General features: G+C 51.0%; 9 protein-coding genes. 5 read left to right on the top strand and 4 right to left on the bottom strand.

Annotation, left to right across the window (positions count from 1 at the left end; translation table 11 throughout):
• Positions 1–82 precede the first annotated feature (82 nt).
• Together hutH and hutI are read left to right on the top strand one after the other, a co-directional pair.
• Positions 83–1,558, top strand: coding sequence for a histidine ammonia-lyase (gene hutH, locus HQ37_RS01925; RefSeq protein WP_036879636.1), 1,476 nt, complete (start codon positions 83–85; stop codon positions 1,556–1,558).
• 91 nt (positions 1,559–1,649) lie between these two features.
• A complete protein-coding gene (gene hutI / locus HQ37_RS01930) occupies positions 1,650–2,891 on the top strand; it encodes an imidazolonepropionase (protein WP_036879638.1) in 1,242 nt (413 codons plus the stop codon).
• An 87-nt stretch (positions 2,892–2,978) separates the two neighbouring features.
• Here hutI and HQ37_RS01935 read toward each other — a convergent pair whose 3' ends face one another.
• On the bottom strand, positions 2,979–5,075 hold the full coding sequence (locus HQ37_RS01935; protein WP_036879641.1) for a hypothetical protein: 2,097 nt from the start codon (positions 5,073–5,075) through the stop codon (positions 2,979–2,981).
• Positions 5,076–5,189: 114 nt separating this feature from the next.
• On the bottom strand, positions 5,190–5,798 hold the full coding sequence (locus tag HQ37_RS01940) for a TetR/AcrR family transcriptional regulator (RefSeq protein WP_036879644.1): 609 nt from the start codon (positions 5,796–5,798) through the stop codon (positions 5,190–5,192).
• A gap of 589 nt (positions 5,799–6,387) precedes the next feature.
• Between HQ37_RS01940 and purB the strand changes: the two genes are divergently transcribed.
• The 3 genes from purB (at position 6,388) to asnS (ending at position 10,547) form a co-directional block, all read left to right on the top strand.
• The gene (purB, locus tag HQ37_RS01945; protein WP_036879645.1) at positions 6,388–7,731 is read left to right on the top strand and encodes an adenylosuccinate lyase; all 1,344 of its coding nucleotides are present in this window, start codon (positions 6,388–6,390) and stop codon (positions 7,729–7,731) included.
• Between the two features lie 118 nt (positions 7,732–7,849).
• A complete protein-coding gene (locus HQ37_RS08165; protein ID WP_081951724.1) occupies positions 7,850–9,124 on the top strand; it encodes a pseudouridine synthase in 1,275 nt (424 codons plus the stop codon).
• A gap of 25 nt (positions 9,125–9,149) precedes the next feature.
• Positions 9,150–10,547 (top strand): asparagine--tRNA ligase, encoded by a 1,398-nt coding sequence (gene asnS / locus HQ37_RS01955; protein WP_036879648.1) that lies wholly within the window; start codon positions 9,150–9,152, stop codon positions 10,545–10,547.
• A gap of 106 nt (positions 10,548–10,653) precedes the next feature.
• Here the strand turns inward: asnS and HQ37_RS01960 are convergent, their stop codons facing one another.
• Positions 10,654–12,657: an alpha amylase C-terminal domain-containing protein gene (locus HQ37_RS01960; RefSeq protein WP_036880175.1), complete on the bottom strand. Its 2,004-nt coding sequence runs from the start codon at positions 12,655–12,657 to the stop codon at positions 10,654–10,656.
• A gap of 50 nt (positions 12,658–12,707) precedes the next feature.
• Positions 12,708–14,981, bottom strand: a complete 2,274-nt coding sequence (locus tag HQ37_RS01965) for a cation:proton antiporter (RefSeq protein WP_036879650.1) — start codon at positions 14,979–14,981, stop codon at positions 12,708–12,710.
• Positions 14,982–15,365 lie beyond the last annotated feature (384 nt).

Consider the following 15,365-nt stretch of genomic DNA (forward strand, 5'->3'; position numbering starts at 1 on the left):
CATTATCCCATAAGCCGAGCGCATACGGAGCTGTGATGCGCTGGTGCGTTCGGCTTATGCTTCACACTAAATAACAAGCTACATGACACACCAAATAAGTGCTGAGCATCTCTCTATCGAGAGAATTGGCGAGATCTTGAGCCGTAATATTAAGCTAGAACTATCTGCTGATGCTCGCAAACGTATCATCCGCTGTCGTGAATATCTAGACAAGAAGATTGAGGAGTCTAAGCAACCTATCTATGGCGTTACCACAGGCTTCGGCTCTCTGTGCAAGATCTCCATAGATAAGCAACAGCTCTCTGACCTGCAGAAGAACCTCGTGATGTCCCATGCCTGTGGCGTGGGCGAGCGAGTACCATGCGAGATAGTCAAGATTATGCTCCTGCTCAAGGTGCAGTCGCTCAGCTATGGCTACTCTGCCTGCCAAGTGGAGACAGTACAGCGTCTCATTGACTTTTTCAACCACGATATTTATCCGATCGTCTATACTCAGGGATCGCTTGGAGCTTCAGGAGACCTCGTGCCTCTAGCGCACCTCTGTCTTCCCCTCATCGGTATGGGAGAGGTCGAGTATCAAGGCAAGATCATCTCGGGCGAGGAGATGCTTCGAGTGATGAACTGGCAACCTATACAGCTCGTCTCTAAGGAGGGGCTTGCCCTGCTCAATGGCACACAGAACATGAATGCCTATGCCGTGTGGGCAATGCTGCAGAGCGCACGCCTCAGCGACTGGGCAGACAAGATCGGGGCAATGTCGCTCGAGGCCTATGATGGCCGTATCGAGCCCTTCACCCACGCCGTACATGCTATTCGCCCACATGCAGGTCAGATGCAGACTGCCGCACGTATTCGTGAGCTACTAGAGGGCAGTGAGCTGATCAAGCAACCCAAGGTCAATGTGCAGGATCCCTATTCCTTCCGCTGCATCCCTCAGGTGCATGGAGCCTGCAAGGATACGATTGCCTATGTACACTCGGTGATTGATATTGAGGTGAATGCTGCGACAGACAATCCAACCGTTTGCCCCGACGAGGACCTCGTGATCTCGGCTGGGAACTTCCACGGAGAGCCAATCGCCCAGCCTATGGACTTCCTTGCTATTGCGCTCTGCGAGCTGAGCAATATCTCCGAGCGTCGTATCTACAAGCTCGTTTCGGGTACACGAGACCTGCCTAGCTTCCTCGTAGCTAAGCCTGGAGTGAATAGTGGCTTCATGATCCCTCAGTACACTGCCGCCTCACTCGTGAGCCAAAGCAAGATGTATTGTACCCCAGCCTCGGCCGATAGCATCCCTTCGTCTCAGGGGCAGGAGGACCACGTAAGTATGGGGGCGAATGCCGCTACGAAGCTCTACCAAGTGGTGCTGAATACTGAGAAGGTATTGGCTATTGAGCTATTTAATGCTGCCCAGGCGTTGCAGTTCCGCCGTCCACTGAAGTCTTCGCCTGCGATTGAGGCAATCTTCGAGGCTTATCGCAAGGAGGTGCCATTCATCGAGAACGACGAGTTTATGGCACCACACATCGCCCGCTCAATAGAGTTCCTACGTAAGTAAAACCAAGCCCTGCCCTTCGGTGCTCACTAGATGGGTAAATATATTGCTCTCTAGAGAACCAAGAGACAGGGCTTATGATTGATATAGTAGCATGAAAGTGTTAGTAAAGAACATCGGCATCCTTACAGGCCTAGGTCACGAAGGTAAGCTCTGCCTCTGCGGAGCAGAGATGAATGAGCTGAACACAATCGAGGATGCCTACCTCTATGTCATAGATGGTCGCTTCGAGAGCTATGGCCCGATGCAAGAGCTTCCGAAACTGCCTGCCGATGTGGAGGTCGTAGATGCCGAGGGTGGAGCAGTGCTTCCCTCTTGGTGCGACTCGCATACGCATATCGTCTTCGCAAGTAGTCGAGAGCATGAGTTCGTAGACAAGATTAAGGGGCTTAGCTATGAGGAGATCGCTCGTAATGGTGGTGGTATCTTGAACTCCGCAGACCGACTGCACGAGACGAGCGAAGACGAACTCTATCGTCAAGCGATGCGCCGTGTAGACGAAGTTATCCGCAAGGGTACTGGCTGCGTAGAGATCAAGAGTGGCTACGGGCTGAATACTGAGGACGAGCTGAAGATGCTTCGGGTCATTCGCCGTATTCGGGAGACCACCAAGCTCAAGGTCGTGGCTACCTTCCTCGGTGCCCATGCTGTCTCTCGTGGCTACATAGGTCGTCAGAGCGAGTATGTAGGCCTCGTGATCAATGAGATGATCCCTGCCGTGGGGCAGGAGAAGCTAGCAGATTTCGTTGATGTCTTCTGCGACAAGGGCTTCTTCACTACTGAGGAAACGGCTCGCATCCTAGAGGCTGCGGCTGCCTATGGCATGCGTCCGAAGATTCATGCTGAGGAGCTAGCCTCATCGGGGGGTGTCGCTGTCGGGGTGAAGTATGGTGCTCTATCGGTAGACCACCTCGAGAGTATGACCGAGGAGACGATTGAGACGCTCAAGGGCAGTAGCACTATGCCTACCGCCTTGCCTGGCACTTCCTTCTTCCTCAATATGCCCTTTGCCCTTGGTCGTAAGATTATTGATGCAGGCCTGCCTCTCGTGCTAGCGAGCGACTACAATCCAGGCTCTACACCCTCGGGGGATATGAAGTTTATTGTCTCGCTAGGTTGCATCAAGATGCGCTTGATGCCAGCTGAGGCGATCAATGCAGCCACACTCAACGGAGCCTGCGCCATGGGGCTAAGCGAGGAATATGGCTCGATCACGAAGGGCAAGGTGGCGAACTTCTTCATCACAGAGCCCATCCCCTCTATTGACTTCGTCCCCTATGCTTATACGACCCCTATTGTTCGTAGAGCATTCCTACAGGGAGAGGAGTATAAGTAGCCGCTCCTCAAAAAGCCTTAATAAGCGAGCAGTCATCCATGAATGACTGCTCGCTTATTAAGGCTTTTTGAGGGACGACTGCTTGCCCTATTTCAAGATTGCAGAGGGAGAGCCATATTGCTGCCCGACCTCATTATTCTGTCGCACCTTCTTCCCATACCCAAAAGTGTAGGTAATGGACAGATTGAGACGACGATGAAAATTATTACCCTCCACGTATCTAGTCTCTGAATATAGAGGGCTATTGAGCGTTTCTGTAGAGGTCATCCAATCGCCTCGAAATAGATTATTGGCACTCAAACGAACATTAAAGTTATGCTTGCTCCAGCCGACCTGCAACTGCCAAAAGTCTCGATCTTCATAGTAGAGTGCTCTATTACCTTGTATGGTGCGAAACTTAGTCTGGTATGCAGCTTGGAAGTAAAAATCATCAAGATGGTATACAGCAGATGCCTTGAAATTAAGGGGTCTCTTGGACATATCGTAATAGCCCAGGATTCGGAAAAATGTTACAGACGGAGATGCTGCAAGCTGCAACTTACCTCCCAATAACTTATAGTTAAATGAAGCTCCTATCTGTGTGCGATGGTATTGTGCATCCGTATCATAGCGTCTCAATAGAGCTCGGCCGCCATCGTGATACTCAAAGACAGGGACATATAGATTGAGCTCTCCATAATACTGACAATATATGGATGTAGAAAGCTTATTGTTAGGAATCCAATTGTATGAGAGATTGTAGGTGAATTGGCGAGACAAGCCTATATGAGGATTTCCTGTAACGTACATCAATTCATTATCCTTTAAGATATTGGGCGTCTTTATACTAGCTCCTGGATAATTAGATCCATAGTGGAAGTAAGTCCTAAACGAGTGCTTGGAGGATGGAGAGAAACCAGCAGAGAGATTAAGGAGAGGATAAAGCTCCTTGACGGACTTGGTATTGATCTTATTCTCCTCCCATTGAAGCGAAATATCTGTACTTATATTCCATCTGTTATTGGAGAAGTTATACCCTATGGTACTGCCAGCAAAGCGAGAAATAAACTTATTGTCATAGGGCGAAGTGCCCATATACTTCACATCATGCTGACTTTCGCCATAATATCCTCGCAAAAACACCCTTTGCCTCTTTGCTATACCCTTAGAGATAGTTGCACTAATACCATACCTATACTGATTTTCTTCTGCGATATTCTCAATGAGTGTCTTACCAGGTGTTGTATTGGTGTACATGGTACGATCATCAACACGACCATAACTCGCATAAGGGCTTACAATCAACCGCATAGCATTCTCTAGAGCGAAGAAGTAGTAACCATTCCAAGTAACGAATCGTTGCTTGGTAGGATTGTCTCTTGTGAATGAATAGGAGTCCATTCCGCTAGGCTCATAAGATAGAGTACCAGAAGTCCTTGCCATTGGCCTCTCTTCATAGGAAAGGCCTATAGTATTGGCTATTTGGATATTGTTAGCATCATAAATCGCCCTCAGTGTAATTGGATAGGCGTTTTGCTTATAATGAGCCTTGTCAAATAGCTCCCGTCTCGTGATGGGCGCTGCCTTGCCCTTACTATCAAGGAGAGAGTACGTACCTATTGTAGATGCTCCGATGTTACGCAGATTATGATTTGACGCACCGGCATAGAGATCATAAATCATCTTCTTGTGGGCAAACTTGGAGTAGAGGGAGACATTACTAGAGAGCCCTGTTAGGAAATTCTCTTTGACACTGAGTTTTGTATAGCCACCATACTCGTACTTTCGGACAATGAAATTAATCACATGCTCTCGACCCTGAAATCGAGGATCAGAGGGAAAGTCCAAATACTCTACCCTCCTGACATCAGTAGTCAATAGACCCTCGATGTCTTCCTTCGATGCTGGAATAAAATTGATAAATATTGCTATCCCCTCACCAGTCTGAGTAGTAACCGCATCATTCATCAGGTTGATGCTTATTTGGGGCATGGCGATCTTGCGAAGGAGGTCTACTGCATTTTGTGCGGATTTCTTTTGCCTCATCGTAGGCGTAACTACTGACGACTGAGGTGAAGTCTTCTGCAACTTAGCATCAACTACAAGCTCCGACAAATCCTTTGTTTTGAGTGAGTCCGTTTCTTGGGCTAATGCCGTGAGAGGCATTATACCGATCATTAAGGTAAAAAGAAGTCTCATTTTCATAGATATTATGCTTTAACAAATCTCTTAATTTTCCTTAGATCCATTGGATCAGTGCCTCGGATCAAATCTTCAAGGCTAACAGCAGCACTCCTTCGTCATACAACCTCCCCTTTTTTACAGTTTATACTCTTGGTAGACAAATCCCCATAGCTTCCGCAACTCTTGTATTGACAGTCGATCGATTAGGGCTCCCCTATAAGACAATCCAAAGTAGAGCGTCCGAAATAGTGCAATCAACTGGACACTATCAATATCTTGTCGGATCTCTCCCTTCTTCTTTGCCAATGCAACGACCTGACCCCATACTCCGATCTCCTGCTCCTCATGCTCTTGCATCTTTTCTGTCCATAAGGTATAATGCTCCTTGAGATATAGGACAAAACTCATAAAACTCGCCGCTGTAACAGATGCTCCTAAAGTCTCTGAGAAGTGAAGCATTCTTTCGCTGATCGTCCCGATATAGTGATCTAAAAAGTCTTTCAGCGGTGTCGCAGAGTCGGGAGACTCAATGAAGCATCTACCCTCTCTAAAAAAATCAAATACAAAGCGATCGGCTACTTGATTGAAGAGATCTTCCTTCCCCTTGAAGTGGTGAAACATCCCCCCACGTGTAATATTCGTTGCCTCGACCAAATCAGCAAAGCTGACCGCATCGTACCCCTTGGACAGGAATAGTCTAAAGGCTTCTTTCAGTATAATTTCCTTGTTGCTTGCTCGTGCCATAGATACAGAATAAAAAACAGAACGTTCGTTCTCTAATCTTAAGTGCAATATTACGAAAGGATATTTGATTAGGCAAATTTTGACACTTTTTTATCTTACTGTGTTTAATTAGCCAGTAGGAGCTAAGCACTACCGCCGAGTGATACGGACGGGAGCGAGATCTAGAGGCTCAACCACTTCTCTACCCGCCTGGTGGCCGAGAGTGGCTCTAGGTGAGCACTGAGAGTCGATCAAGCATTCGATCGAGGTCTCGCGAGAGACAAGCAAGAGAGCTTCGAGTACAAACTCTGTTGAGGTATAAGTAGGATCGCAATGGAGATCTAAGTAGGATCACAACCGAGGTCTAAATAGGATCGCAATAGAGATCTAAGTAGAACCTCCATCGAGGCATAAGTAGTAGTGCAACGAAAGCCCTATCGAATGCTCACAAAGGCGGTTGCGTAGAGCTCGAATAAAGGCCTCGTTACAGCCTTCCTCCCAGGGTATCGCCAGGCAAGCAAGGCTGTCGTAATCTGAGGCAATTGGGTCGAGGTAAATTCATTATCTTTGCTGCTCATTAAGTACACAAACAAACTTATTTACAGACCTCATGATACTTGATTCGCTGCAGGCCATCTCTCCCATTGATGGGAGGTACGCCAAACAAACTGCTCCGCTGCAAAACTACTTCTCCGAAGAGGCTCTGATCCGCTACCGTGTCCGCGTGGAGATCCTCTACTTCATCGCCCTGTGCCACGAGTTGCCTCAGCTCACCAAGGTGCTCACTAAGGTGGATGAAGATCGCTTACATGCCATCTACAAAGATCTAGACAGCAAAGCTGCACAGCGCATCAAAGAGATCGAAGCCATCACAAACCACGACGTCAAGGCTGTAGAGTACTACATCAAGGAGTGCTTCGATGAGCTGGGCCTCACGCAGGAGAAGGAGTTCATCCACTTCGGCCTCACCTCTCAGGATATCAACAACACTTCCTTCCCACTAATGATCCGAGAGGCTCTTGATCGGGTTTACCTTCCTCTGCTTGAGAGGGTCGTCTCGCAACTCGAGGTCTATGCTCTCGAGTGGGCAGACGTATCTATGCTAGCTCGCACCCATGGTCAGCCAGCCTCCCCCACTCGCCTAGGCAAAGAAATACAGGTCTTCGTCTATCGTTTGCAGGAGCAAATTCAGGTGCTCAAGAGCATTCCCTTCGGGGCAAAATTCGGCGGAGCAACAGGCAATCTCAATGCCCATGCGGTAGCCTACCCCAATCACGACTGGATCAGCTTTGCAGAGAGGTTCGTTCATTCATTAGGATTGAGCCGTGAGCGTTTCACCACACAGATCTCTAACTATGACCATGCCGCCAGTCTCTTCGACGCCTTGGCTCGGATCAACGTTATCTTGATCGACCTCTCGAGAGACTTTTGGATGTACATCTCCATGGACTACTTCAAGCAGCGTATCAAGCAGGGCGAGATTGGCTCGTCCGCCATGCCACACAAAGTCAACCCGATCGACTTTGAGAATGCCGAGGGCAATCTAGGCCTGGCCAATGCCCTCTACAATCACCTCTCGGGTAAGCTACCCATCTCTCGTCTACAGAGAGACCTCACGGACTCGACTGTACTGCGCAATATCGGTGTCCCCATGGCTCATACCCTCATCTCGCTCAATAGCCTGCTCAAGGGGCTCGACAAAGTGCTGCTCAACCGAATGGCTCTGATGAATGACCTCGAGCATAACTGGGCCGTCGTGGCCGAAGCTTTGCAGACGATCCTGCGCCGAGAGGGCTATCCCAAGCCCTACGAGACACTCAAAGAGCTTACCCGTACTAATGAGGAGATTACGGCTCAGTCCATCTCTGACTTCATCGATTCGCTCGACATCGCCCCTGAGATCAAGATCGAAATGAAAGCCATTACTCCATTCAGCTACATAGGTATTTACTAATAATAGCTTATCTTTGCGCTTGTTAAGGGTGTTCTAGGCTTGAGAAATCTAGGCACTCTGAGCGCATTGTAGCCGAGAGGCTACTCATTATTCACTATTATCTACCCATTAAACCAAAATGAGTACAGCAGAAGAGAAGGATTTATCTTCACAGTCTAAGCCAACTACAGCAGAGAGTGCTGGAGCGACACCCCGCCGCCGTATGCCCGTGGCTTCATCCGATGGATCGCAACAAGCACAGCTGCACGACCATGCCCCTAATAGGCGCAAGCGCATCAGAATCTCTACCTCCGAGAGCGCAAACCCTCTAGGCAGAGGGCTATCACGACGCTTCAACAGCAACCGCCCCAGTGGACAGGAGGATCGCAGACCCGCATTCTCCCGAGAGCAAGCCTACGAGCCCAGCCATAGAGGAGAGGGACGCTATCCCCAGCCTTCTAGCGATGCTCCCTCGTACAATAGAGGAGAGCTAGACGAACGTTATCAGTCGCAGCGAGAGGAGGGAAACTACTCCTATACCTACAGTCGTACAGCCCCCTCGCCCAAGAAGCCCAGCAGAGGGAAGAAGGCCTCTCCAGCCCAGGACAACGCAGACAAGACGAAGAAGAAAGCTAAGAAAAAGAAGAGCTTCACCCCTCCAGAGCCAGTCAAGTATCAGGAGCTGCTCGACCCAACGACCGAGATCCGACTCAATAAGTTCCTCGCCAACGCAGGAGTGGCCTCTCGCCGTGAGGCTGATCAGCTCATCCTCAAGGGCGAGATCACCGTCAATGGCGTGGTTGCCTCCGAACTAGGGATGCGCGTAACCCCAGCCGACGAGGTGGTGTATCAAGGCAAAAGGGTGGAGTCCGAGTACAAGGTCTACATCCTGCTCAATAAACCCAAGAACTGCGTTACCACGAGCGACGACCCAGAGTGCCGCCTCACAGTCATGGATCTAGTGCGTAATGCCTGCTCGGAGCGCATCTACCCCGTAGGTCGCCTCGACCGCAATACCACAGGTGTCCTCCTGATTACCAACGATGGAGAACTGGCCTCGAAGCTCACCCACCCCTCCTACAAGAAGAAAAAGATCTATCACGTCTGGCTCAACAAGCCAGTAGAAATGGAGCACATGCAGCAGATCGCCGATGGTATCGAACTCGAGGATGGGCCGATCCATGCAGACGCTATCAGCTATGTCAAGGAGGATGACCTCTCTCAGGTCGGTATCGAGATCCATTCAGGTCGCAATCGTATTGTCCGCCGCATCTTCGAGCACCTAGGCTACAGAGTAGTCAAGCTCGATCGTGTCTACTTCGCAGGGCTAACGAAGAAGAACCTTCCCCGTGGCAGATGGCGTTACCTCGACGAACAAGAGGTGAACAACCTACGCATGGGAGCTTTTGAATAATACAAGATAACAGCATACTTCAAAGATGAAAAGAACGAAGATCATCGAGCTGCTACGAGGCGAACTCGTTGGGCAGCAAGTTAATGTCAAGGGCTGGGTACGCACACGCCGAGGTAACAAAGCTGTTGCCTTCATCGCTCTCAATGACGGCTCTACGATACACAATCTACAGGTCGTAGCCGATCTGGCCAACTTCTCGGACGAACTGATCTCGAAGATCACAACAGGGGCTGCCCTCAGTGTAGATGGTCAGCTCGTCTCCTCCCAGGGGCAGGGGCAAAGCGTAGAGATACAAGCCTCACAGATCGAGGTGCTGGGCACGGCAGACCCTCAGACCTATCCGCTGCAGAAGAAGGGGCACTCGCTAGAATTCCTCCGAGAGATCGCTCACTTGCGTCCTCGCACAAATACCTTCGGGGCGATCTATCGCATACGCCATCAGATGTCGATAGCCATCCACACCTATTTCCACGAGCGGGGCTTCATCTACTTCCACGCCCCCATCATCACAGGTTCGGATGCAGAGGGAGCAGGACAGATGTTTCAGGTAACTACCCTCCCTCTTGAGGCTACGCCTCGCCTCCAGGATGGCTCTGTAGACTATGGGCAGGACTTCTTCGCTCGTCCGACCTCGCTCACCGTATCGGGGCAGCTCGAGGGCGAGATGGCAGCCATGGCCCTAGGGGCGATCTACACGTTTGGCCCTACCTTTAGAGCAGAGAACTCCAATACAGCTCGCCACTTGGCCGAGTTTTGGATGATCGAGCCAGAGGTTGCCTTCTACGACATCAACGACAATATGGATCTAGCCGAGGACTTCATCAAGCACTGTGTGCGCTGGGCTCTAGACCACTGCTGGGACGACATCCAGTTCCTCAGTGAGCACTTCGACAAGGAGCTCATCGACCGCCTGCGCTTCGTCCTCGAGAAGCCATTCAAACGAATGACCTACACCGAGGGTATTGAGGTCCTCGAGCAGGCCAAGGCAGCTGGTCGCAAGTTCGAGTTCCCAGTCTACTGGGGTGCAGACCTAGCCAGCGAACATGAGCGTTACCTCGTAGAGGAGCACTACCAGCGTCCAGTCATCGTTACGGACTACCCCAAGGAGATCAAGAGCTTCTACATGAAGCTCAACGACGACGGCAAGACCGTTCGAGGCATGGATGTGCTCTTCCCCAAGATCGGAGAGATCATCGGCGGCTCTGAGCGTGAAGCAGACTATGAGAAGCTACGCCTCAGGGCCGAGGAGATGGGTGTACCTGACAAGGATATTTGGTGGTACCTAGACTCTCGCCGTTATGGAACGGCCCCTCATGCGGGCTTCGGCTTAGGCTTTGAGCGTCTCTTGCTCTTCGTTACAGGGATGGCCAATATCAGAGATGTGATCCCCTTCCCTCGTACACCTCGCAACGCTGAGTTCTAGGTCTCTAGCAAGGTTCAACTAGAGCGAATAGATTGCCCCGAGGGCTCTCCTATAGGAGAGCCCTCGGGGCAATCACTTTAATAGGCCCAAACCCAGGGGCTAGAGGCTAAGAGCGGCGCAACACTAGAGCCGTGCGGGCTGGCAGATAGAGGCGAGCCACACAACGCTCCTCTTGCTCTCCCTCGAGCGTGAGGCACATCGTATTGTGCGCCACCGAAGAATCGATATTGCCAAAGCCACCGAACTCAGGGCTATCCGTATTGAGCACAACCCTATAAGCCCCCCGAGGCAGGGTGATCTCGTAGTCTACATGAGAGTGGGAGGGATTGAAATTAAAAACAAAGAATAAGTCTCCTCTCCCGAAGCACAATACCTTGTCCATCTCCTCTGACCAGTACTGCACCAAAGGTTCTCGCTTGATCGAAGGCTCACTACGTAGTAGGCGGATCATAGCTCGGTCAAACTGCTCCAGGTCATGGTAGAGCAGATCCTTATTGTCCGCTAGATCCCACTGACGACGGGCATAGTGGTAAGACCAATCGTTGCCCTCTCGGGGAAAGTCAATCCACTCAGGATGGCCAAACTCATTGCCCATGAAGTTGAGGTAACCCCCATTCATCGTCGCAGCCGTGGCTAGGCGGATCATCTTGTGCAAGGCTATTGCTCGGTCGACATTGAGATTACGCTGCGCACGAGCCATATGCCAGTACATATCGCTATCTGCCAGGCGGAAGATAAGGGTTTGATCCCCAACGAGGGCTTGGTCGTGGCTCTCTGCATAGCTGATCGTCCGCTCATCCTCACGTCGGTTGGTGAGCTGATACCAAATCTCCCCTGGGCTCCATTCTTCGTCGCTCTTCTCCTTGATGATCTTCGTCCAAAAGTCAGGGATATTCATCGCTAGACGATAGTCGAAGCCGAAGCCGCCATCCTCTATAGGGGTGGCTAGACCAGGCATACCACTGACCTCTTCGGCGATGGTAATAGCGTCGGGGCGAAGGCTATGGATCAGCTTATTCGCCAGGGCTAGGTAAGCCATCGCATCGGCATCCTGATGGCCGTTGAAGTAATCTGCATAGCAGGTGAAGGCCTCGCCTAGGCCATGACTATAGTAGAGCATGGAGGAGACGCCATCGAAGCGGAAGCCATCGAAGTGAAACTCCTCGAGCCAATACTTACAGTTCGAGAGCAGGAAGTGCAGGACGTTGTTGCGTCCATAGTCGAAGCAGAGCGAGTCCCACTGAGGATGCTCTCCACGGCAACCCTCATGGAAGAAGAGCGTACGGGTGCCGTCGTACTTGCCGAGGCCCTCAACCTCATTCTTAACCGCATGGCTGTGGACTAGATCCATGATCACCTTGAGACCTAAGGCGTGCGCTTCGTCGATCAGAGCCTTGAGTTCCTCTGGAGTACCGAAGCGGCTGCTAGGAGCGAAGAAGCTAGAGACATGGTAGCCAAACGAACCATAGTAGGGATGCTCCTGTACTGCCATGATTTGGATAGCATTGTAGCCCAACGAAGCAATGCGAGGAAGGACTTGATCCTTAAACTCACACCAAGAGCTCACCTTACCCTCCTGAGAGGACATGCCGACATGGCACTCATAGATCAGGAGAGGCTCTTCGGCTCTCTCAGGGGAGGGATGGCGAAACACGTATGGCTCGACATCCCAAACTTGGGCACTGAAGATCGTAGTCTGCTCGTCCTGCACGACACGGCGTGCCCAGGCGGGGATACGCTCTCCGCTACCCTGAGGCCACTTGACGAAGAGGCGATAGTGATCGCCATGATGCAGGGCATCTGACGAAAGCTTGATCTCCCAGTTGCCATAGTCATCAATCCGCTTGAGCTGCCAAACAGGGATTACCTGCCAATCGTTGAATGAGCCGATGAGATAGACCTCCGTCGCACCAGGGAGGAACTCTCTCAAGACCCAAGAGCCACGCTCGTCTCGATGCAGCCCATAGAAGAGATAACCGTCGGCGAACTCTACAAGGGGGATGTGCCCCCCTTGGGTAATAGATCGTTCTCGACTTCTTGTAAACTCGATTCTCTTACGAATCCTCTCCTCATAGGGTTTGAGCCAAGGATCTTTTTCTGCCAATCGCATCATAAGTCTATTCTTTATTTATGTTGAACTTTCTTCTCGGGCAAGGCACTCTATCGTGCTCTTAAGTGTAAGATGAGGGTCTCGGGCAGGAGGTCTGTCTCAGCCGAGGTAGCATAGGAGTTCGTCCACTCTCTGTAACTAACGATCATGCACTCATAGCTATCCATGAGCCTAGGGCTGGAGGGCTGAGCCACAACCTCTGTAGGCTTGAGCGTATCAGAGGGTGGAGTGTAACTGTGGGAGAGCATGATCTGGAGCTCAGCCTCTCTATTCTCTGCCATGGTACGGGCATAGGGGAGGAGGGTAAGATCTTCGTCGCTCGAGAGGCAAAGCAGGATCTTACCCGTGGGGCGACACTCCTTGCTCAGCCAAATGGCCACAGAGCAGGGGGCATTCGAGACGAAGTAGTCCATCTTATCCCGCAGCATGTTGTGGATCGAGAGCAGGCTCTCGGTCGTCGCCATGGAGATCGCCCCCATACGCTGGCGCAGTTTGCGGCGAAATTGGTGCGCCTCTTGATCGAGGCTATCAGTCGAGTAGCGTAGCCCTACACCGACAAGTAATAGCTGATAGGGATGTTTGTGCAGCTTCTCGATAATGGTTGTCTCGACGCTCTCCGAGAGCTCGAAGTCAGGACTTAGAGGTTGACCAATACGCTCAGCTTCGGCCTGGATGGGCCCAAAGCTGTCGTTATAGATCTTGTCCTCGTCGATTGAGCTAATATTCTTCTCCGTTGTGATGTGCAGAGCGGTGATGCGAGGTTTGTACTGCCCCTTGCTCAGAAGCTGATGCGCTAAGCGCAGAAGGGCGACCCCAGAGGCAGCACGACCAAAAGAGAGTAGGACATCTGCCGAAGCAGCCGCTTGTGCCTCTACAAAGACCTTGCGACCAGCCTGTCTACGCTCCAACCAGGCATTGACTCTATCTATAACGTGCACCATGGGCATGGTCATAACAGTCGTTAAGACTGTCATCAGCACCAGTACAGCATAGATAGAGGGTGGGAGGATCTTCATCTCATAACCGATCGAGAGGACAACGAGCTCCATCAGCCCTCGGGTATTCATAAAAGCCCCGAGGTAGAGACTCTCCTTGGGCTTGACCCCAACGGCACGAGCAGAGAGGTAAGTTCCCCCCACCTTACCGATAATAGCCACGGCTGTGAAGAGCACCAATAGCCACCACATCTCGGGGCTATCAATCAGACCGAGCTCTGTCTGCAGTCCGCTGGAGACGAAGAAGAGGGGCAGGAAGAGTAGGAGTGAAACATCCTCCACCTTGTCAGTTACGATCTTACGAAAGGCCAAGTCTTCTGGCATCATCAACCCCAAGATGAAAGCACCAAAGAGGGCGTGCATGCTCAACAGCTCTGTAACATAAGAGGAAAGCAGGAGCAGCATGAAGATCACCCCGATCAGGCTATGGCTAATTACCTCGGTATTGTCGAAGACCTTACCCGCCACTCGGAAAAGGGGGCGGATGACACCGAACATCAATGCCAAGTAAATGATCAGAAAACCAAGGTTGTACACCGTACTAAGCATGCTACCACTCTGAGAAATGGCAATAATGGCGGCCAACATCAGCCAAGCCGTAATATCGCTGGCTGCAGCCGTAGAGAGGGAGAGCTTACCCAAGCGTGTGCGCTGCATCTTATTCTCCTGAATAATCCGAGCGAGCACAGGGAAAGCCGTGATGCTCATCGCAATACCAACAAAGAGGGCAAAGGGTGTAAAGCCCGTAAGTTCAGCTGCATACTTACTGTATATAGCATAGCTCAAAGGGAGTGATAGGGCAAAGGGGACGAAGATACCCGCATGGCTGATCACGAGACTACTGCGTAGATCTTTGCGAATATCACTCAGACGCAGCTCCATCCCGATGGCGAACATAAAGAGGATGAGGCCAAAGTTGCTCAAGAGCTGGATATTCGAAAGACTGTGCTCAGGAAAGATCAAGGCAAAGGTCTCGGGGGCGAAGCGCCCCAGGAGCGAAGGGCCAAGCAGGATGCCAGCGACAATCTCTCCGATAACGGCAGGTTGGCGGATCTTGCCAAAAAGCCAACCCATCGTACGTGCAGCCACCAGGATGATGAGGATCTGCATGAGGAGCATCCCGATCGTGGAGGTGGCATGATGGCCAACACTCTGAGTAAAAATATTGTAAGCGTCTCGGAGTGAGGAGGAGGTCTCACGACTATCTCCAGCGAGGTCTTTCAGCTCTAGAGTTGTCCCCTGCTCTAGAGTCAGCCAAACAGCAAAGCCGAAGAGCAGCAGCAGAGATATATAGAATACGATCGAAGTAGTAGCGTTGCGCTGGGACATCTATACAGTGTAAGTAGAGAGGCGGGATGGCCATTATTTCGGGTTAAAAGTAGTAATAAATCAGAGAAAAGAGGTCTCTGTGAGGAGAATATCATCTCAAGGGCTCTGCACCAAGTATCGTATAGGGCTGTGTGTTAGCTTCTCCTGGCCTCTCATCGAGAGCTTGGATAGGAGCTCGATGGAGCTCCTATTTAGACCTACATTGCGATCCTACTTGGGTCTCACCTGCGATCCTATTTAGACTTCAGTTGTGATCCTACTTAGATCTCCATTGCGATCCTACCTATACCTCATCTCAGACCCTACTTAGACCTCCATGGAGGGGGCATAGGATCTTACGAGGGCTCTCGAGATGGGCTCTGCTGTCCCATGCGAGGATGCACC

This window comes from Porphyromonas sp. COT-239 OH1446 (assembly GCF_000768875.1).
GTDB lineage: Bacteria > Bacteroidota > Bacteroidia > Bacteroidales > Porphyromonadaceae > Porphyromonas.

Excerpts from the sequence above, each read along its gene's own strand:
- hutH (WP_036879636.1), top strand. The coding sequence starts at position 83 with ATGACACACCAAATAAGTGCTGAGCATCTCTCTATCGAGAGAATTGGC.
- hutI (WP_036879638.1), top strand. The coding sequence starts at position 1,650 with ATGAAAGTGTTAGTAAAGAACATCGGCATCCTTACAGGCCTAGGTCAC.
- HQ37_RS01935 (WP_036879641.1), bottom strand. The coding sequence starts at position 5,075 with ATGAAAATGAGACTTCTTTTTACCTTAATGATCGGTATAATGCCTCTC.
- HQ37_RS01940 (WP_036879644.1), bottom strand. The coding sequence starts at position 5,798 with ATGGCACGAGCAAGCAACAAGGAAATTATACTGAAAGAAGCCTTTAGA.
- purB (WP_036879645.1), top strand. The coding sequence starts at position 6,388 with ATGATACTTGATTCGCTGCAGGCCATCTCTCCCATTGATGGGAGGTAC.
- HQ37_RS08165 (WP_081951724.1), top strand. The coding sequence starts at position 7,850 with ATGAGTACAGCAGAAGAGAAGGATTTATCTTCACAGTCTAAGCCAACT.
- asnS (WP_036879648.1), top strand. The coding sequence starts at position 9,150 with ATGAAAAGAACGAAGATCATCGAGCTGCTACGAGGCGAACTCGTTGGG.
- HQ37_RS01960 (WP_036880175.1), bottom strand. The coding sequence starts at position 12,657 with ATGCGATTGGCAGAAAAAGATCCTTGGCTCAAACCCTATGAGGAGAGG.
- HQ37_RS01965 (WP_036879650.1), bottom strand. The coding sequence starts at position 14,981 with ATGTCCCAGCGCAACGCTACTACTTCGATCGTATTCTATATATCTCTG.